The 18,742-nt window shown below is 38.8% G+C and carries 16 protein-coding genes and 4 pseudogenes; 12 read left to right on the forward strand and 8 right to left on the reverse strand.

The genetic code is table 11. The annotated features are described in order from the left end of the window. The first annotated feature begins 217 nt into the window (after positions 1–217). Genes rsxA through nth form a run of 7 tightly spaced genes read left to right on the forward strand, consistent with a single transcriptional unit; the run spans position 218 to position 6,818 of the window. Positions 218–799, forward strand: coding sequence for an electron transport complex subunit RsxA (gene rsxA / locus FHG08_RS13375; protein ID WP_008115244.1), 582 nt, complete (start codon positions 218–220; stop codon positions 797–799). Position 800: 1 nt separating this feature from the next. Then, positions 801–1,355: an electron transport complex subunit RsxB gene (gene rsxB / locus FHG08_RS13380; RefSeq protein ID WP_008115242.1), complete on the forward strand. Its 555-nt coding sequence runs from the start codon at positions 801–803 to the stop codon at positions 1,353–1,355. Between the two features lie 8 nt (positions 1,356–1,363). Then, on the forward strand, positions 1,364–3,754 hold the full coding sequence (gene rsxC / locus FHG08_RS13385) for an electron transport complex subunit RsxC (protein ID WP_178956278.1): 2,391 nt from the start codon (positions 1,364–1,366) through the stop codon (positions 3,752–3,754). Further along, complete coding sequence (rsxD, locus tag FHG08_RS13390) at positions 3,751–4,809, forward strand: electron transport complex subunit RsxD (RefSeq protein ID WP_008115238.1); 1,059 nt, start codon at positions 3,751–3,753, stop codon at positions 4,807–4,809. Before rsxC ends, rsxD begins: the two co-directional genes overlap by 4 nt. Further along, positions 4,806–5,444: an electron transport complex subunit RsxG gene (gene rsxG, locus FHG08_RS13395; RefSeq protein WP_178956279.1), complete on the forward strand. Its 639-nt coding sequence runs from the start codon at positions 4,806–4,808 to the stop codon at positions 5,442–5,444. Before rsxD ends, rsxG begins: the two co-directional genes overlap by 4 nt. Further along, positions 5,441–6,139, forward strand: a complete 699-nt coding sequence (locus tag FHG08_RS13400) for an electron transport complex subunit E (RefSeq protein WP_010388435.1) — start codon at positions 5,441–5,443, stop codon at positions 6,137–6,139. The genes rsxG and FHG08_RS13400 overlap by 4 nt, the downstream gene beginning before the upstream one ends. 46 nt (positions 6,140–6,185) lie before the next feature. Further along, positions 6,186–6,818 (forward strand): endonuclease III, encoded by a 633-nt coding sequence (nth, locus tag FHG08_RS13405; protein ID WP_055013367.1) that lies wholly within the window; start codon positions 6,186–6,188, stop codon positions 6,816–6,818. Between the two features lie 126 nt (positions 6,819–6,944). Here the strand turns inward: nth and FHG08_RS13410 are convergent, their stop codons facing one another. After that, the gene (locus FHG08_RS13410) at positions 6,945–8,006 is read right to left on the reverse strand and encodes a GTP pyrophosphokinase family protein (RefSeq protein WP_178956280.1); all 1,062 of its coding nucleotides are present in this window, start codon (positions 8,004–8,006) and stop codon (positions 6,945–6,947) included. Between the two features lie 303 nt (positions 8,007–8,309). Between FHG08_RS13410 and FHG08_RS13415 the strand changes: the two are divergent. After that, positions 8,310–8,558 (forward strand): annotated as a pseudogene (locus tag FHG08_RS13415) (endonuclease III); the annotation flags it as partial. 123 nt (positions 8,559–8,681) lie between these two features. Here the strand turns inward: FHG08_RS13415 and FHG08_RS13420 are convergent. Next, positions 8,682–9,305 carry a M23 family metallopeptidase gene (locus FHG08_RS13420; RefSeq protein ID WP_138608739.1) on the reverse strand — a complete coding sequence of 208 codons (624 nt, stop codon included), beginning with the start codon at positions 9,303–9,305 and terminating at the stop codon, positions 8,682–8,684. Positions 9,306–9,438: 133 nt separating this feature from the next. Here FHG08_RS13420 and FHG08_RS13425 point away from each other — a divergent pair. Beyond that, positions 9,439–9,633 (forward strand): annotated as a pseudogene (locus FHG08_RS13425) (endonuclease III); the annotation flags it as partial. 314 nt (positions 9,634–9,947) lie between these two features. Here the strand turns inward: FHG08_RS13425 and FHG08_RS13430 are convergent. The 3 genes from FHG08_RS13430 to FHG08_RS13440 all read right to left on the reverse strand — a co-directional run bounded on the left by FHG08_RS13430 (position 9,948) and on the right by FHG08_RS13440 (position 13,429). Next, on the reverse strand, positions 9,948–10,958 hold the full coding sequence (locus FHG08_RS13430; RefSeq protein ID WP_178956281.1) for an alpha/beta fold hydrolase: 1,011 nt from the start codon (positions 10,956–10,958) through the stop codon (positions 9,948–9,950). Between the two features lie 41 nt (positions 10,959–10,999). Next, complete coding sequence (locus FHG08_RS13435; protein ID WP_178956282.1) at positions 11,000–12,439, reverse strand: serine hydrolase; 1,440 nt, start codon at positions 12,437–12,439, stop codon at positions 11,000–11,002. A 69-nt stretch (positions 12,440–12,508) separates the two neighbouring features. Further along, on the reverse strand, positions 12,509–13,429 hold the full coding sequence (locus FHG08_RS13440; protein WP_178956283.1) for a winged helix-turn-helix domain-containing protein: 921 nt from the start codon (positions 13,427–13,429) through the stop codon (positions 12,509–12,511). Between the two features lie 236 nt (positions 13,430–13,665). Between FHG08_RS13440 and FHG08_RS19070 the strand changes: the two are divergent. Continuing rightward, positions 13,666–13,907 (forward strand): annotated as a pseudogene (locus FHG08_RS19070) (endonuclease III); the annotation flags it as partial. A 15-nt stretch (positions 13,908–13,922) separates the two neighbouring features. Here the strand turns inward: FHG08_RS19070 and FHG08_RS13445 are convergent. Together FHG08_RS13445 and FHG08_RS13450 are read right to left on the reverse strand one after the other, a co-directional pair. Then, positions 13,923–15,107 (reverse strand): AraC family transcriptional regulator, encoded by a 1,185-nt coding sequence (locus tag FHG08_RS13445; protein WP_178956284.1) that lies wholly within the window; start codon positions 15,105–15,107, stop codon positions 13,923–13,925. Between the two features lie 272 nt (positions 15,108–15,379). Beyond that, the gene (locus FHG08_RS13450) at positions 15,380–16,051 is read right to left on the reverse strand and encodes a DUF4386 domain-containing protein (RefSeq protein ID WP_138608749.1); all 672 of its coding nucleotides are present in this window, start codon (positions 16,049–16,051) and stop codon (positions 15,380–15,382) included. A 397-nt stretch (positions 16,052–16,448) separates the two neighbouring features. On the opposite strand from FHG08_RS13450, the pseudogene FHG08_RS19180 reads away from it, so the two are divergent. After that, positions 16,449–16,571: pseudogene (locus tag FHG08_RS19180) on the forward strand (endonuclease III); the annotation flags it as partial. 283 nt (positions 16,572–16,854) lie between these two features. On the opposite strand, the gene FHG08_RS13460 reads toward FHG08_RS19180, so the two are convergent. Next, on the reverse strand, positions 16,855–17,409 hold the full coding sequence (locus FHG08_RS13460) for a TetR/AcrR family transcriptional regulator (RefSeq protein WP_138569935.1): 555 nt from the start codon (positions 17,407–17,409) through the stop codon (positions 16,855–16,857). Between the two features lie 89 nt (positions 17,410–17,498). On the opposite strand from FHG08_RS13460, the gene FHG08_RS13465 reads away from it, so the two are divergent. Beyond that, positions 17,499–18,572 (forward strand): DUF418 domain-containing protein, encoded by a 1,074-nt coding sequence (locus tag FHG08_RS13465; RefSeq protein ID WP_178956285.1) that lies wholly within the window; start codon positions 17,499–17,501, stop codon positions 18,570–18,572. Positions 18,573–18,742 lie beyond the last annotated feature (170 nt).

The raw sequence follows: 18,742 nt of genomic DNA on the forward strand, positions 1-18,742 counted from the left end.
GAGCATTTATGCTCTTTTTTACGTTTTAAAGTGTGCTTTTGCTATTGTTCAGCCGTTAAAATGCAGACAGCTTTTTAATTGCAAAGCTCTTAGATTTTGGCCCTTTAGAATTAGCCCGTTATTTTACGTTGTTTATTTAACTGATAATCACTCAACGTGTTGTTAATCGCAGTAGAAAAAAGGATAATACACGGGATTTTATTAGCGTGAGGCACACATGACAGAATACGTCTTGTTATTAATTGGAACAGTGTTAGTTAACAACTTTGTATTAGTACAATTTTTAGGCCTTTGCCCGTTTATGGGTGTATCAGGAAAACTTGATACAGCCATAGGTATGTCTTTAGCAACTACCTTTGTGCTAACGCTTGCCTCTGTGACCAGTTATTTAGTAAACGAGTATATTTTATTACCACTAGATATCACCTACCTGAAAACAATGAGCTTTATTTTAGTTATTGCAGTGGTTGTTCAATTTACTGAAATGGTTGTTAGAAAAACCAGTCCAACGTTATACCGTCTACTGGGAATATTTTTACCTTTAATAACGACTAACTGTGCAGTACTCGGTGTTGCTTTATTAAACATCAAAGAAGATCACACCTTTTTACAATCTGCCGTTTATGGCTTTGGTGCCGCTGTAGGTTTTTCATTAGTATTGGTTTTATTTGCGGCATTGCGCGAACGTTTGGCCGCAGCAGATGTGCCCACTCCATTTAAAGGAGCTTCAATCGCAATGATAACGGCAGGTTTAATGTCAATGGCCTTTATGGGTTTTACTGGATTAGTGAAGTTTTAATATGACCTTGTTGTACGCTTTAATAGCGCTGGGTTTGCTGGCGTTAATTTTCGGATTAATTTTAGGATTTGCAGCTGTTCGCTTTCGCGTTGAAGGTAACCCTGTAGTGGAGCAAATCGATACCATTTTGCCACAAACACAGTGTGGTCAATGTGGTTATCCTGGTTGTCGCCCTTATGCAGAAGCCATTGCCAATGGCGATGAAATAAACAAGTGCCCACCCGGTGGTGATGCGACAGTTAAAAAGTTAGCCGATTTGATGGGTGTTGAGGCTAAACCTCTAGCCGGCGGCGAACAAGCAGAGCCAGTTAAAACGGTGGCCTACATTCGCGAAGATGAATGTATTGGTTGTACCAAATGTATTCAAGCCTGCCCTGTTGATGCCATTGTTGGTGCAACCCGTCAAATGCACACCGTTCTAATTGACGAATGTACAGGCTGCGATTTGTGCGTTGAACCTTGTCCGGTCGATTGTATTGACATGCTACCCGTTGCACCAACAAAACAAACTTGGAAATGGCAACTAGACGCTATTCCTGTTACCCAAATAGATTAGAGGTTTGAGTGGAAAAGTTACTTGAACAAATAAAAAAAGGCACCGTTTGGGCATTTCCTGGCGGCGTACATCCTCCGCAGCAAAAGTCATTATCTAATAATACGCCTATTGCGCGCCTTCCTTTGCCTGAAAAACTCGTTCTGCCTTTAAAGCAGCATATAGGCGCTAGCGGCAAGTTAATTGTAGAAAAAAGCCAGCACGTATTAAAAGGTCAACCATTAACTAAGCCTTCTGCTAACTGGTCGGTACCTGTGCATGCACCTACATCAGGCACTATTATTGATATTACGCCTATGCCATCAGCACACCCTTCTGCTTTGCCTGAATTAAGCATTATTATTGAACCCGATGGCAAAGATACCTGGTGTGAATTATCGCCTTTAGCAAACCCAGCCAATGCATCACACGATGAACTCGTTGATGTTATTCATAATGCGGGGATCTCTGGCATGGGCGGCGCAGGCTTCCCAACCTATGTAAAAGCTGATATTAAACAACCTATTGAATTTTTGATTGTTAATGCGGTTGAGTGTGAACCTTATATCACGGCTGACGATACTTTAATGCGCGAGCACGCCGCTGAAATAGTCAAAGGTATTGAGCTAATGCAGCAGCTACTCAATCCGACGCTGTGTATTATTGGTATTGAAGATAATAAGCCTGAGGCTATCACAGCCATGACAGAAGCGGCGAAGCATAACGAGCATATTTTAATACAAACCGTGCCTACTGCTTATCCCTCTGGCGGTGAAAAACAGCTAATAAAGCTACTGACTAATCGTGAAGTTCCTAATGGTGGCATTCCTGCTGATATCGGTATTTTAGTACATAACACAGGTACCTTGTACGCCATTGCGCAAGCCGTATACGAAGGCAAACCATTAATAGAGCGCGTAGTTACAGTAACGGGTAATACTATTCATAAGCCCGGTAATGTATGGGCGCTATTAGGTACTGAGATAAAACACTTACTGGATTGCCAAGGGTTTTCACCCGTACCACAACAGCGCGTCGTTATGGGCGGCCCTATGATGGGCTTTACCTTACCCACGGTTCGTATTGGCGTTGTTAAAACAACAAACTGTATACTTGCTCCAGATCATAAAGAATTAGCAGAGCCAGGCCCAGAAAAAGCCTGTATTCGCTGCAGTGCCTGTGCCGATGCGTGCCCTGCCTCGTTATTGCCACAACAATTACAATGGTTTGCTAAATCAAAAGAATACGACAAACTCCAAGAGCATAACTTATTTGATTGTATTGAATGTGGCGCGTGTGCCTATGTTTGCCCAAGTGAAATACCACTCGTTCAGTACTACCGCGTTGCAAAAGTTGAGATTAAAGAGCAAATTGCCGAGAAGATAAAATCAGATCGCGCTAAAGAACGCTTTGATGCACGTAAAGCGCGTTTAGAGCAAGAACAAGCTGAGCGAAAAAATCGCCACAAACGTAAGCCTGTAGCTAAATCTACCGAAGAACAGCAAAAAGTAGCCGATGCCCTTGCCCGCGTTAAAGATAAAACCAGCGATGGTGACAATAAATCAGCTGTAGCAGCGGCAATTGCGCGTGCTAAAGCTAAAAAGCAAGGTGGCGAACTTGAGCCAGATAACAGTGAAGTTGCAAAAGAACGCGCTGCCCGTAAAGAGCAAGCTCGCCTTTATAAAGAGCAAAAAGCACAAAGTAATGGTGATGACGAAGCTGTAGATGACAAAAAGTCAGCAGTTGCAGCCGCTATTGCCCGCGCTAAAGCCAAAAAGGCAGCACAAGCTAATGAGCAAACAGCAAGCGATGACACTGCAAGTGAATCACCCGTCGCTGCCGATGATAAAAAAGCTGCCGTCGCTGCCGCTATTGCTCGTGCTAAAGCCAAAAAGGCAGCACAAGCTAATGAGCAGGCAGCAAGTGATGACACTGCAAATGAATCACCCGTCGCTGCCGATGATAAAAAAGCCGCCGTCGCTGCCGCTATTGCCCGCGCTAAAGCTAAAAAGGCAGCGCAAGCTGCTGAGCAAACACCAAACGATAGCACAACAAGTGAATCTCCAGTTGCTGCCGATGATAAAAAAGCTGCCGTCGCTGCAGCCATTGCCCGTGCTAAAGCCAAAAAAGCAGCGCAAGCTGCTGAGCAAACACCAAACGATGACATAGCAAGTGAATCACCTGTCGCCGCCGATGATAAAAAAGCTGCCGTCGCTGCAGCCATTGCCCGCGCAAAAGCCAAAAAAGCAGCGCAAGCTGATGAATTAGCAAATCAAAGTGAAAACACTGAGCCACAAAGCAACGATGAACCTTCAGAAGCTTCACAGCAAACAGCTCAAGAAAAAAAGAAAGCCGCCGTAGCCGCCGCGATTGCTCGCGCTAAAGCTAAAAAGCAACAAAAAGAAGGAAATGATCAGTCATGAAACTAACCATGGCCAGTTCACCCCACAATCATAGTCACAAATCTGTGACACGGTTAATGTTAACTGTAATTGCGGCTTGTATTCCTGGTGTTATTGCGCAAGTTGTATTTTTTGGCACCGGTGTCCTTATCCAATTATTATTGGCGTTAGTGTGTGTAAGCGCATTTGAAGCAGCCGTTATGTTAATGCGTAAGCGCCCTATTTGGCCTGCATTAAGTGATGGCAGTGCATGGCTTACCGGTGTGTTATTAGCAATAAGTATTCCGCCCTTAGCGCCTTGGTGGATTATTGTTATAGGGTGTTTGTTTGCCATAGTTATTGTTAAACAACTATATGGTGGTTTAGGTTTTAATTTATTTAACCCTGCAATGGCAGCCTATGTGCTTTTATTAGTGTCGTTCCCTGTGCAAATGACTGCTTGGTTACCCGTTACAGAATTACTTAATACGGGTATTACTTTCAGCCAGCAGTTAAGCTTAATCTTTAGCGACTTTACCACGTTAGGATACAGCTTAGATCAGCTCCGAGTAGGAATAGACGGCAGCACAATGGCTACCCCACTTGATACCTTAAAAACAGATATTGCTCACGGACTAACGGTGACAGAGAGCATGCAAAAGAGCGTATTTAATGAGTGGACTGGCCTAGGTTGGGGATGGGTTAACTTAGCCTTCTTACTCGGCGGCCTTTACCTGTTAAAAACAAAAGTAATTAACTGGCATATACCAGTGAGTTTTATTGCAAGCTTAAGCTTATGCGCAGCAATTGGTTATATTGCCTCGCCAGGTACAGAGCCGGGTGTAGTGTTTCACTTGTTTAGTGGTGCGACTATGCTGGGGGCCTTTTTTATCGCCACCGATCCTGTATCAGCTGCAACCACTAATCGAGGTCGCCTTATTTATGGTGCAGCAATTGGTTTAATTGTGTATTTAATTCGCACCTTTGGTGGTTTTCCTGATGCAGTTGCATTTGGGGTGTTGCTAATAAACATAGCGGTACCGCTAATCGATTACTATACACAACCAAGAACCTATGGCCATGGAGCAGTAAAATGATTATTTCTTCAATGGTAAAAAATGGCGCAATATTGTGTGGGTTTGCGTTACTAACAACGGGACTCGTTGCCACAATTAATACACTTACCGCTGATAAAATTGCAGAGCAAGAGCAGTTGCAGTTAACTAATCAGCTTCAAGAAGTATTGCCGCATTCCAAATACAGCAATGAGCTATCGCAAGATTGTGTAATTATATCTGATCCATTACTAGGGCCATACGATAACCAAGTTATTTATCGTGCCCGAAAAGATAACGAACCTATGGCATTAGTCATTCGTCATGTCACCCCTAGCGGCTACAGTGGTGATATAAACTTACTCAGTGCAGTATATCGCGATGGTACCATTGCGGGTGTAAGGGTAACCAAACATGAAGAAACGCCAGGTTTAGGTGATAAAGTTGAAGTAAAAAAATCAGACTGGATCACCACATTTAATACAAAAACAGTACAAAGCGAAAGCGACGATCGTTGGGCCGTTAAAAAAGACGGCGGCCAGTTTGATCAGTTTACTGGCGCTACAATTACACCTCGTGCCGTTGTAGGCTCAGTCAAAAACGCGGTACTTTATGCACAAGATAACTTTGATGCTCTGTTCACAGCAGCAAACGCATGCCCAGAGGTAACGCCATGAGCGAATTAAAAACCCTTTACAAAGAAGGCTTATGGGGAAATAACCCCGCCTTGGTACAGTTATTAGGTTTATGCCCTTTACTCGCTGTTACCTCTACAATTACTAATGCGCTAGGTTTAGGCTTAGCAACCTTATTGGTATTAGTGGGCTCTAATATTACTGTATCAATAGTGCGTAACTGGGTACCTAAAGATATTAGAATACCTGTGTTTGTGATGATCATTGCCGGTTTTGTAACAATTGTGCAGCTGTTAATGAACGCTTACACTTTTGGCCTTTACCAATCTTTAGGGATTTTCATTCCGTTAATTGTAACCAACTGCGCCATTATTGGCCGTGCAGAAGCGTTTGCCTCAAAAAATCCAGTGCACTTATCCGCCTTTGATGGCTTGATGATGGGCTTAGGCTTTATGTTGGTTCTGGTTGTACTTGGCGCTATGCGAGAGCTGGTTGGACAAGGCACATTATTTGATGGTGCCGATTTATTACTCGGGCCTTGGGCTGCTATATTGCGCATTGAAGTGTTTAGCTTTGATAGCCAGTTTTTACTGGCCATTTTACCACCGGGCGCATTCTTAGGGCTTGGTCTGCTGATTGCCGCTAAAAATGTAATTGATGCACAAATAAAATCAAAACAAGTCGCACCGCCAGAAGCTGAAAAAGGCCCTCGAGCGCGTGTTACTAGCTTAACTTAAGGGGAAAGCGCATTAACTTAATAAAAGCTAATGCGTTTTAAGTTATATGAATAAAGAAAAACGTCACCAAATACTTACTCGCTTACGCGATGACAATCCACATCCTGAAACGGAGCTTGAATATTCAAGCCCATTTGAGTTGTTAGTTGCCGTAACGCTCTCAGCACAAGCCACCGATGTTGGGGTAAATAAAGCCACTCGTAAATTATTTCCGGTTGCTAATACGCCACAAGCCATTTTAGATATTGGCCACGACACACTACGTGATTACATAAAAACCATCGGCTTATTTAATTCAAAAGCAGCCAATGTATATAAAATGTGCCAAATATTGGTAGATCAGCATAACGGTGAAGTGCCAGAGAATCGTGAAGCTCTAGAAGCCCTCCCAGGCGTAGGTCGTAAAACTGCTAACGTAGTATTAAATACAGCCTTCGGCTGGCCGACAATCGCTGTAGATACGCACATATTCCGTGTTTCTAACCGTACTAAACTTGCCATGGGTAAAGACGTGGTTGCGGTTGAACAAAAACTCGAAAAAGTGATCCCCAAAGAATTTAAAGTCGATGTACATCACTGGCTCATTTTGCATGGTCGCTATACCTGTGTTGCCAGAAAACCTAAATGTGGCAGCTGTATTATTGAAGATTTGTGTGAGTTTAAAGAGAAAACAGAGTAATTAAAGCCTGCTTTGTGCCATGAGCAGACAGTGGTAACGCCTCGTTAAGAGGCAATAAAATAGTTGGCTAAAATTAAGCGACGAAGGAGCAAAAGCCAACTGTTTTTTGTCCTTTTAAACGACTTGTTATACGAATTTACCACTCAATTCAATAAGATAATCAGCAAAGCCATCTCTATCTTCTTCAAGACACAAGCCCATCTCATCTAAAAAGGTTACTATTTTTTCTTTGCTGCCTAGTTTTGCAGCTAGGATATGGTAAAGGTAGAAAATAGATATACCTTTACTCGCGGTATCACCCTCTGCATTAATATCATTAGCTCTAAGAAAAATATTTTTTTCATTCTCATTAATAGTTAAAATGAGGTCTGATATTTTTGTAATATTAAAATACTGCAAATATTTGAGGTGTCGGCTAACAAATTCTGAATCTAGCTCTTTCAAATTAAATTTAGCTTGTTCAGCAACTTTTTGATCCAATTTATTTACAACGTCACTCTTATTTAAGAACTCTAAAATTGTGACTAAATCAATTTCCACTTCATCAGGTTTGGAGCTAATATTTTCTTCTACGTCATGTTGGTAGTTGGTTAACTCTTCTTTAATCTTAACAAAGCCTTCATCTGCTAATTCTAAAAGACTTGCTAATCTAGAAAATTGCCTTCTTACATGCTTAGGTACTTCAATTGTTGATTTGTATCCAATGTCATGCTCAATTTCAGCCCACGCGTGTTGCAGCACGGAGCGAATTTGAATTTCAACTTTTCTTCCGTTAAATCTTTGGTACTCTACCAACCGCTCTCTGTCTTGTGAAATTGAAACAACATAGTGCAATGATAAGTAGCCAAATCTATCAGGGTCTAAAGATGCTCTTTTATCGATAGAGTTTTTTGCATCGATAGCAAAATTATCTTCAATAATTTTAGCTATTTTATCCACCTCATCAGAATAATTTGAAATTATCCTGATTCCAACGATATCTGTAATGTCCTGTATAGAAGTATATTTATCTTTATTGGTTACTTTTCGAGAGAGGCTATTCCTGTCTTTAACCCTTGATGATACAGAATGAGGCACAATAGCTTCATTGCTTAATAGAGCCGAGATCAGAGCGACCATTGATTGAGCCATTTCTTCATTTAGAGAAAGTTGCTCATCATACTCATCAATGATTTTAGATAATGACACTGTAGTTCCTTATTCGTATAACAATTTAATAGTGCGCTCATCGCGCATATTTCTGACGACGCTACGCTCATTTTTCTGCATAATATAGTTTTAACAAATAAGCTAAGGTATTACTATCACTAAGTTTTCTAAAACTTTAAAAAAAGTTAAATAGAACAATATGCGCGCGTCGCTCATTTTCGTGAATATATGCGCAAAGCAGAGTTTGATCACCCAATTGACTTTTATATTATTCAATATCAATGACAGGTTTTCGCTCAAAGCAGTCTTGAAAAAGTAAGTATTTTCGTTCTACGTTCATTATATTTTGGCTGGCCGACAATCGCTGTAGATACGCACATATTCCGTGTATCAAACCGTACCAAGCTTGCTATGGGTAAAGATGTGGTTGCGGTTGAGCAAAAACTCGAAAAAGTGATCCCCAAAGAATTCAAAGTCGATGTACATCACTGGCTCATTTTACATGGGCGCTATACCTGCGTTGCCCGTAAACCAAAATGTGGCAGCTGTATTATTGAAGACTTGTGTGAGTTTAAAGATAAGACTGAGTAGATTTGAGTCAAGATCAAAGTTATACATGTTATACATGTTATACTCTGATCTTTTTTAGCATTGAAATATCAGTTTATTGAGCAAATAAATCTTTTAGCCGCAATATTCTAAAGTTAGTTTGAGCTATCCCCTTTTATCATCATATTTAAACGCTTTGTATTCCGATCCGCTCTTTAATCCACAAGAATGATTATGTGTATTCTTAAAAGTAATTGGAATCGTTTGGCCACAAGGAAGAACATTATAATTGGGTGGTAAATTTGGTCCACACTTTTGAACATCAAAGTGCAAGTGAGGGCCCCCACTTTGTCCGGTATTACCACTTAATCCTATAATATCTCCCGCTTTTACTTTATCTCCTTTTGATACAAAAGAACCATTTTCTGTAAGGTGGAAATATCTTGCTACTGAGCCATCATCATGTTGAATAAAAATATAATTTTCTTCCAAATCTTTATTATTTCCATCTTCAAAAACTTCTCGAACACTGACGACCTCCCCCTCTCTAGATGCAACTATCTTAGTACCAATAGGCATTACAAAATCTATTGCAAAAGTACCTACCCCATTATTCGAGGCGCGATAATGCTCTGTAGCAGCATAAACACTTCTTGTGGTGCCCACTTCGTATGGTAACAAATAGACTGAATTTTCTAGATCTGGAAATACAGTGCAATCGACCACCGGCTTAGAGCAAGCAACTAAAGAAATAGGAATTAATAAAGAACTTACAACAAATTTTTTCATCAATACTTTCCTCTATAAAATGTATTAGTCGCTTAAAGTACAACAAAGGTTTAAAGGTGTTAAAAATTAAACTACCAATCTGAGAAAAAGCAGATACCAAACAAAATTAGTTTTCAATCTACTTTAATTACCTTTTGCCTGGCCCACAATCGCCGAAGACACCCATATCTTCCGCGTTTCTAATCGCACCAAGTTTGCCATGGGTAAAGACGTGGTCGCGGTTGAGCAACAACTCGAAAAAGTGATCCCCAAAGAATTTAAAGTCGATGTACTCCACTTGCTCATTATTCAAGGCCGTTACATGAGCACCGCCCGCAAGGTTAAATAGCGAACCACTAAAGTTGGTCAGAATCCCGTTACAGGCTCAAATTGCCTAGATATCTAAGCAAATCCATGCGCCTCACTTCATTTATGAGCACTAACCTCTGTATAAGAAAGGCACTAATTTTTGGCTTCTAACGTCGGCTATACTAAAAGTCGACGTTAGAAATCTGTGCTCTTTTTTAGTAAAAATATCATGCTACGTTTAATCAATAGTAACGGCTAATACCATGTTGATAATTTTGCGAAATAAACTAAATGAAATAAACTAAAATAGAACGACTATCTATCCCTTGTTTTATTCACTCTAAACTTGAACAATTATTTAATCAATTTGTTATTATTTATCAAAAATTGTGTAACTGTATCAGCAAATTCTTCAGGTTGTTCTACCCATGTCCAATGCCCCGTTTGCTCTAAAAATTTAAGTGTTGCTGTTCCTTCTGGTAGCATTTTATAAAATCGATAAGCCATTGCTGGTGTAGTTTTCCAATCTTTACGTCCGTTAATAATTAAGGTTGGAATAGGAAAGTCTTTGAACATTTCTTCTTTAATAATAACGTCTTTTAAAGTGCCAGTAATTTTTACTTCTGGGTCTAAACCAGCCATATCAAAATATACCTTGATATTTGAACCATCTCTTTTATCTCTTGAGCGGTATTTTCTTAATTTTGAGCGTTTTTCTGGGTCGTACCAATCAGACATATTACCGATGGCTCTGTTGTAAAAGGCTTTCATATACTCATGACTGCTTGTTAATGCGCCTTTTGCTCTAATCTCCTCTAGTTTCTCCCACTGTTGTGGAAAAAAAGTTTTTCTTAAGTACTTGGCGGCATCAACATTCATCTGTTGACTTAGTCCGTCAGCAGATGCGCTTAACATGATCAACTTCGCTACTCTGTTCGGGTAAGTTAATGCATATTGCACCGCTGGGATACCACCATATGAATGACCAGCTAGTACGAGTTCCGGTACATTCAAATGTTGGCGTAACGTTTCTATATCTTCAACAGTGATAGATGGTGAGAACTTATCTTGAATCTCTCTTGTCGCTCTGCCTACACCAGTTTCATCAAAATATATAATTTGATACCCGTGTGGTTTTAAAAAGTCTAATGCTCCCCAAAATATGGTGCGAGAAGCACCGGGACCACCATTAATCATAACAATGGGAGTGCCTTCACCGTCTGCTTCATAGTAAATATGACCAAATTTACTTTTAACGAAGTTACCTTGACCGTAAGGTTTAGGTAAAGAGGTGTCGGACGCATTGGCTACCAGAACATTAATATGAAGTAAAAATAACAATGAGACAATAAATGCTTTTAACATAAGTAATTCCTTTGAATAAATAATTTAAACAGTTGAATTGATTAATCTAATTTTTGGTTAATCAATTCAATTGAGTAAGTTTGATCTTTACCCGTATTAACTTCAAAGTGGGTACCCTTATCGTCAAACTCAGTAATACCCACTTTATTTACCATCAATAGTCGCTGACCTTGTTCAGTGCTATAGAAAAAGACGGGCCATTGTTTAATGGCGGCTTTGTTTACGTTAAATGTGTTTAACCAACGCGAGTAATCAGTCATGCTATCCGTTAACAGGCATTTGTTTTCTTGGCAGCTTGCCGTACCTGTTAGGCTCGTACCGTTATTATTAATGTGATATTCAATGCTAGTTAATGTTTTAGGCTTGACGCTATCAATATAAAGGCCTGCTAACGCAAACACTAATTTATCAATTGAGGAAATCCAGCTACTATTGGATAAAAAGGCAATACTTAAATCATGCTCGGGATATATTGCTAGCATTGAGCGAGCTCCTGGTGTAGCTCCAGCATGATGATAAACTTTACGCCCATGTAAATCTTTAGCTATACGCCAACCAAAACCAACGTCAAAGTTTCGACTTGTTACGGGGTTTCCGTCTTGAGTTGTTGTTGGCGTAAACAGTAGTTGCTGGTAAGGTTTTTGAGTCTTTGCTTTTTTTAAGACTTCTCCCCCAAAAAAGGCTAAATCACTTGCCGATGCATAAAGCCCTGCACCAAAAACGCTATACGACTTTTCGCCAAACGCAATTTCACTTCCCCCCATTTTACTTAGTTCATAAAGCCTTGAACTGCGTTCATGAAGGTCGTTGATATTCTCTATCGCTGGTGTTTCGTTGCCTGACCAACGGGTAATAAAATTTTCAACACTCACTGTTAATGGTTGTTTGGTTATTTTCTCGTATAAAGCGCCAGCTAACGTATAGCCATGTGTAGAATAAAGATATTTAGTACCGGGGCGAGATAATAAGTCTCGATCCTTGAGTGTATTAACTGCCTCAACAGCTGTATCGAAATGTGCGTCATAAATATCATAATCTTTTATTTGATAATGTGGCATTCCCGAAGTATGTGATAGTAATTGCCTTACTGTGATGCTGTGATATTTTTTATTGAGTTCAGGATAATACTGTCCAATGCTGACATCAGGGTTTAGCTGATCATTATTGACTAATTCAGCTAACATGGTGGCGCCTATAACTTTTGACACACTGGCTAACCTGAACGTGGTATTAGGCTTGGCGGGTAGTTCATTTTTTATATCAGAAAAACCAGTGGCAACAGACGCAACAAGTTTATCTTTATACACCACAGCCACTGAAAACCCGGGAACTCCAGTAACTTCATTCAAGCTAGTGAGCAGTTTTGTTAACTGCCATTCATAGCTTTGTTTATTATAGTGCTGAACTTCATCGTGATTTTTTGCTGTAGATTTTGGCATATTAATAATACATGCCAGTAAAATAAATAATGGTATTTTCATATCATGCTCCTTTTTTTTCATTGAGCATGAGTTGTTAAAAAAGCGCGAGTTAATAAAGGTTATGAATGGTTATGCTGGGTTAGCAAGCGCCTTTAACACTGACCAGATAGGGTCTTTAGCATATTCACGTTGCTGTTTATTTAAATACAATTTCCCAGATGACATTAACGATTCAATGCCATTCAATTGTGATTGTAATGCTTGAAGTAACGATGACGTTGATGACATAGAAAACGAACTAGTCCGTAATATTGTTGCGGTAGTTGGCTCTACTATGCTTAGCTTTATTGTCGTGTTGTTGTTTACTTCTATCACTTCAAAATAACTAATTAATGCAAGCCGATCTTTTCTTGCTTGTAATGGTAAGACTAACTCTTTTCGTTGCTTTGATAATATGAGTTGAAGACGCTGTTCTTCATTTGCTTGGCTAAGCAAATCATTCCATGTTTGATAAATACTTAACGCATTCTCAGGCATTTCATTAAGGGGGGTATTACTCCATAGCGCAATCCGATTGTTACTTGTCGCTTTGTCATTATTCGTTGATTGAGTCACGTATATTAATATGATTATTGTCATTAACAGCGCCACAAACGTTATACCGAACACTTTTTTGTTTAACCGAGGAATTTTATCTGTGTGTACGTTGGGTGTCGGTTCAGGAACAAACGTTTGATCGATTGGCATGACCTCTCGCTCAATTAGTAATCGGTACCCTTCCCCCCTTACCGTTTGAATTGAAAGGCCTTTTATTGTTGATTGCTCTAGTGACTTTCGTAAAACAAATACTCGCTGTTTTAAAGTGTCAGGACTAATAACAGTGTTAGGCCAAACACTTGTCATGAGCGTTTTATTTGATACAACGAGTTCTGGTGTTTGTGCCAGCGTGAACAGTAATTTAAAACTTAACGGATTTAAAGTCACTGATTGATTATCTTTAGTGACAACATATTTTATTTCGTCAAATTTTATCGTTTTACTCTCTGTCATGAGGGTTAATTCATCCTAAAATAACTCATATTATATGTTTCACTAAAATTGTATCAGCTCATCATCAGTGATGAATACAGTTAGGGTTAGCAATCCTGTTTTTTAGTCGAAACTTTTTTATCTTTAATTCATTAAGGTTTAATATTTCAATTGCTATAAACTTCTTATACCGAATTTGTTATAAATCGGTTAGATTTAAGTACAAGTAAGAATTTCAACCATCTACATAGCCACCTTTTGGCTGGCCTACTATAGCCGTGGATATCCATATATTTAGAATATCGAACCGTTCAAAATTGGCCACTGGTAAAATGTCTATTTTGTGCAAATGCTGTTAAAAATAGTCCCTGCCGAATTAAAAGTGGACGTTCATCATTGGCTTATTCTGCACGGTCGTTATGCTTGTGTAGCCTGTAAACCTATATGTGGTGCGTGCATCATTGAAAACTTGTGTGAGTATAAAGCTGAGACAGAATAATCTTTGTTTTCTACTTTAAACTTTAGATTCATTCACTCTAGACATATTTTGCTTATTTTCACGCTTCAATTTTCGGTACGCAGATGGACTATAACCCACTAATTTTTTAAACGCAGTATTGAATGTCGATTTTGAATTAAATCCGGCATCGAAGGCAATATTCGTAATTAATTTATCACTATTATCTAAAGCCTTTTTGGCTTCTTCGACTCGAAAACCATTAATAAATTGAAAAAATTTGGTGTTTAAAAATTGAGAGAGTGTTTCTGAAATATGGTTTTCAGTTTCAGATATGCATTCAGATAGATTTTTTAGCGATAAGTCATCTTGCAAAAACAGCTTATCTTTTTTCATTGCATGTTCAAGCTTTGACGCTATAAATTGCATTTTTTCAGTACTAAGTAATGCAGCTCTTGTTTGACTTTGAGACGGCTGACTAGTGTGAGGTATCCCTTTTTCAGAGTCAGTAAGAACTTTTTGGCTTAAAGCCTTATGGATAAAAATAGCCAAAGCTATAACCTCCAATATTGGCAGCACAACACCAGAGCCATACCAGTGTATACCCAAGGCACCGAGTGAAAACTCAATGGCATACAATAACCATGTAGCCCCCCATATAAACAATATGGGCCTAAACCACACCAATGAACTATGCTCTATTTCAGAAAAGCGCTCCATCAATTGTCGACGATGAACGTTATGAAGCTTTAAGGCTGCCACTAAATAAAAAAGCGTATAAAAAATAAAAACTGACGTAGTGAATAAACAGGTAAATACTGCAATTTTCCAAAGGTCAGGATCTCTCGTTGAAGGAGTGGCCAGCGCGAGCTTCTCTGCTGGAGTGATCATAAATATAAAAGGGACCATACCTAATAAAACAATAATAGGACCAGAGAGCGCTAATGTTTTAAGGCTTTTATTGGCGACTTTATCAGCTGACATAGAGGCATGTGCATAATAATATAGAGCAGGCCCAAGTAATACACGAAGCGGAAACTGAAGACCTGCTATACCCGGAGCATAAATATATGCGCCAGAATGAATAAATAGCTCCCCCGCTAAATGCACCATTAATAACAACAGTAAACCTTTCAGAAAAACATTTTGCTTTTGCTTTGGCCTTTTAAGAACATCAAGCAAAGCAATAAGTGTCATTCCTATCATGCTAGAATATAATATTGTCGGTAAAAGGTTAACCATCGAACTTACCTAAGATAAAAGATTTATAATTTCTTTTAATTATAAATCTAAACTCTAACTAACACTACCTATTGTCAACTAAGTAGATTTATACTCACTAGCCTCTCCAGTAATTATTTGTGTCATTAGCTAAGCTAATTCGTAATAAATAATAGGTGAAGTTAAGTACTTTTATTTCGATAAATAACTTCTGTGCTCTCCTAATTTCTTTATCTACTAATGTTGGGTCCATAGGAAAAAATAATACCCACCTTAATTAAATTGAAAATATACTATTTTTTCGGACTATTTTCTAAATTAAAGCCTTTAACAAATAACCAAAATGGTAGTAACAACTCAAATAAAGCCCCTGGAAGGTATAACCATTGTCCGCCCAAATTCATCCCAAAAAAACCAAAAAGTATTTTTAGCAATAAAGCAAAATAGCCAATCATTCCTAACACCGAAAATCCACGCGGTACAAGTCGGTATTGATAAAAGTTTGCGCATAGAACAAAGCCACATATTGCCAAAGGGATCATGCCCATTTGAAAGTCATAATAGCGCTCAGCTCTAAGAACAGTCGCCATAGTGTGCAAGTAATCAACATTACTAACGGTCGTTTCAACGAGCTCCTTACTTATCCTCATCATTGACAATAGAGCGACAGCACCTATTAGTAACATAACTGCTTCAACAAGCCTAAATGCTACATAGCAAACTGCAATACGCTCACTATATTGTTTGATAATGGGGTAAATAATTATTGCCATCCCCACAACAGCCGCTGAATTTATGAACTCTAATAGCACTGCCGTGGTTACCGTAAGCTTATTAGCAAAAAGTTGCTCAAGGTAGTCCGGTGAACTAACCAACTCCGCAATGAGTGAACTAGCCGTCATGTATGAGAATGATGAAATTAGCCATAATACGCCCACTAAACGAGCAGCGGTTAAACTAGACATAATGTGTTTCCTTAAAGTTATAAATATTCAAAGTTATTTCTTACCTTTTTTTGGTTTTTAACATTGATTATCGTTTTATAGTTAGGTTGGGCAATTTAGCCATTTAGGCGCGCGTTGACGACCAAATGGGCCTATTCGAACGTATTATTTATTAAAATTGTTTTTTATTACTTCCTGTAGGTCATTATTATTTAGCCTTTTCAATACTCTATATAAACCGCTACACAACTATTGATGATATATATTTCAATATAGTTAATAAGTAATTGTGAGATGACTAGAATGAAGCACTCTTTGATATAAACTTAGGTCTAATCCAACTAACTATATCTCTCATTTATCAGCACTATCTTTTAGTTGTGCCGACAATCAATGTAAAAAAGTGACCCCAAAATAGTTCAAAGTGATTGTACACGACAGGCTCATTTTACATGGCCGCTACGTGTGTACTGCACGAAAGCCCAAATGTGGCAGCTGTATTATTGAAGATTTATGTGAGTTTAAAGATAAGACTGAATAGCTCCCACCTGTTAAGGTACGAAAGCGGACGTTAGCTTTGGCTTACCCAGTGTCAAGTTGCGACATAGCTGGCTTAAGTTGTGTCGATTTCCCCCCAAAAAAAGAACTGATAGGTAGCAAACTGATCTTTTAAATAAATTAACCACAAGATGTGCCTAGTAAACTTATAACGATTCACTCACTTCTTTTAGCAGCTAAGTGTGCTCGTTGAATGGCTCAGGGGTTATGCTGGCGTAGTAACTGTCTTCAGTAAATTAATGTTACATCTATATTCTTGCAGGGGGTTATGAAGCAACCCCACTCTTGAACGATAAAAAAGCTAAATGTGCTGCCTTACCTGAACTGTAATTATCTAGATGACTCATCTTGTAACCTGCGTACAATAAACCTTCAAAAAAATAAAAAACCCAATCAACACAGAAGTGCTTACTTAATAACCCCTCATCTTTCGCAAGTTTTATCAATTCTCGTATCTCGTTATCTTGCTGTTGCATACGAACTTGAAGCTTTTCACTTTTCTGAAACATCTTCTCGAACTTTTGCAAAAAAGCGAATTCCTCGTATAACGGCAAAGTATTTTCGAATACAAGCCTAATAGCATCCAATGAGTCTTTAGCTTTATTTTCAACGGACATATTTACTTCGTCAAAGCGGTCTAAACAATATAACGCAATCTCTTCTTGAAGCGCTTCCTTATGCTTAAATTGGCGGTACACCGTTGCTCTACCAACTTCAGCCCTTTTAGCCACGTCAACTAGCGTTGAATCCTCATTTTGAATAAACAGTTTTAACCCCGATTGAATAATTTTTTTTCTCGAATTATTTGTTCTTGCATCCATTTTATGAGACAGCCTTGTATCATCTATTAAGTTCCATTATGATACAGCAATGTCTCAAAAGTTAAAAATGAATTCTGTGGAGCAAGAGAGTGAATAGACTAATCGGTATTGACTTTGCAAGAGCGTTAGCGCTCTTTGGTATGGTTATTGTCAACTTTAAGTTAGCCATGAACGCCGATAATGGCACACCACAATTAATAGAGTTTGCGGCTCTATTCGAAGGTCGGGCTTCGGCTTTGTTTGTTATATTAGCGGGTATAGGTATTGCGTTTTTAACTAAAAAATGTGTTACCAGTGGATCACTTGAACACATCAAGCAAGTAAGAACCTCTTTGATAAAAAGGTCTGTTTTACTACTTTTGATTGGCTTGGCTTTTACACCTATTTGGGAAGCCGACATCTTGAAATTCTATGCATTCTATTTTTTGATAGCTGCATTATTATTTACTCTTAGCAGCAAGAAACTGCTCAGTGCATCTATCGGTTTTGTTTTTGCATTTCCATTAATGTGGCTATTCTTTGATTACGAAAAAGGATGGGATTGGCTTGAGCTTAGTTATTCTGGTTTTTGGACAACTGAAGGAGTGATTAGACACCTTTTCTTTAATGGTTATCACCCAGTTTTACCATGGTGTGGTTTCTTGCTATTTGGCATATGGTTGGGTAAACAAGATTTATCCAATACTAATGTAAGGAAGTCTTTGTTTACATGGTCTTTAAGTATTTTACTTATTGTAGAAGCAAGCTTCTATATGCTGAGAATGTGGGCAGGAGATGACCCGTCTATTGGCATGTCAAAAGATGAAATTGAGTTTTTGTTAACCACGTCAATAATACCGCCGTTGCCACAATATATGTTTTCAGCTGCAAGCTCTGCCGTTCTTGTTTTGCTGGTTTCTCTAAAACTAGCAAGTGTATTTCCTACCAACCGGTTAATTGAGTGGCTAAGCAAAACTGGGCAGTTAACGTTAACTCTGTATGTAGCACATGTCATTATTGGCATGGGAATTCTTGAGGCAACTGGCTTACTCGTTAATCAAACCATAGACTTGTCAATATTTTCCGCATTGGTTTTTTGCATAATTAGCATAATTTCCAGTGTGTTTTGGCTCAAGTATTTTAAACACGGGCCTTTAGAATGGATTTTTAAAAAATGCACTTAGTAGGCCAAAACATTGTTTTAAAAAACTAAAACTATTGAGGCTGTTAGCTGACTGTTAGCTGTTTAATTAGGGTAAATAATGCTATGTCGATAGTAACAGTCAGGAAGTTAATAAAAGCATCCTATAGGTATTACCTTTTGCATCTACTTTTATTATCTTTCGGCTGGCCG

This window comes from Pseudoalteromonas sp. Scap03, from assembly GCF_013393115.1.
GTDB lineage: Bacteria > Pseudomonadota > Gammaproteobacteria > Enterobacterales > Alteromonadaceae > Pseudoalteromonas.

Bases quoted from the DNA above. Each gene is read 5' to 3' on its own strand.
- rsxG (WP_178956279.1), top strand. From the start codon at position 4,806: ATGATTATTTCTTCAATGGTAAAAAATGGCGCAATATTGTGTGGGTTT.
- FHG08_RS13450 (WP_138608749.1), bottom strand. From the start codon at position 16,051: ATGTCTAGTTTAACCGCTGCTCGTTTAGTGGGCGTATTATGGCTAATT.
- rsxA (WP_008115244.1), top strand. From the start codon at position 218: ATGACAGAATACGTCTTGTTATTAATTGGAACAGTGTTAGTTAACAAC.
- FHG08_RS13430 (WP_178956281.1), bottom strand. From the start codon at position 10,958: ATGTTAAAAGCATTTATTGTCTCATTGTTATTTTTACTTCATATTAAT.
- FHG08_RS13460 (WP_138569935.1), bottom strand. From the start codon at position 17,409: ATGGATGCAAGAACAAATAATTCGAGAAAAAAAATTATTCAATCGGGG.
- FHG08_RS13435 (WP_178956282.1), bottom strand. From the start codon at position 12,439: ATGAAAATACCATTATTTATTTTACTGGCATGTATTATTAATATGCCA.
- rsxD (WP_008115238.1), top strand. From the start codon at position 3,751: ATGAAACTAACCATGGCCAGTTCACCCCACAATCATAGTCACAAATCT.
- nth (WP_055013367.1), top strand. From the start codon at position 6,186: ATGAATAAAGAAAAACGTCACCAAATACTTACTCGCTTACGCGATGAC.
- FHG08_RS13400 (WP_010388435.1), top strand. From the start codon at position 5,441: ATGAGCGAATTAAAAACCCTTTACAAAGAAGGCTTATGGGGAAATAAC.
- FHG08_RS13420 (WP_138608739.1), bottom strand. From the start codon at position 9,305: ATGAAAAAATTTGTTGTAAGTTCTTTATTAATTCCTATTTCTTTAGTT.
- rsxB (WP_008115242.1), top strand. From the start codon at position 801: ATGACCTTGTTGTACGCTTTAATAGCGCTGGGTTTGCTGGCGTTAATT.
- FHG08_RS13445 (WP_178956284.1), bottom strand. From the start codon at position 15,107: ATGGTTAACCTTTTACCGACAATATTATATTCTAGCATGATAGGAATG.
- FHG08_RS13440 (WP_178956283.1), bottom strand. From the start codon at position 13,429: ATGACAGAGAGTAAAACGATAAAATTTGACGAAATAAAATATGTTGTC.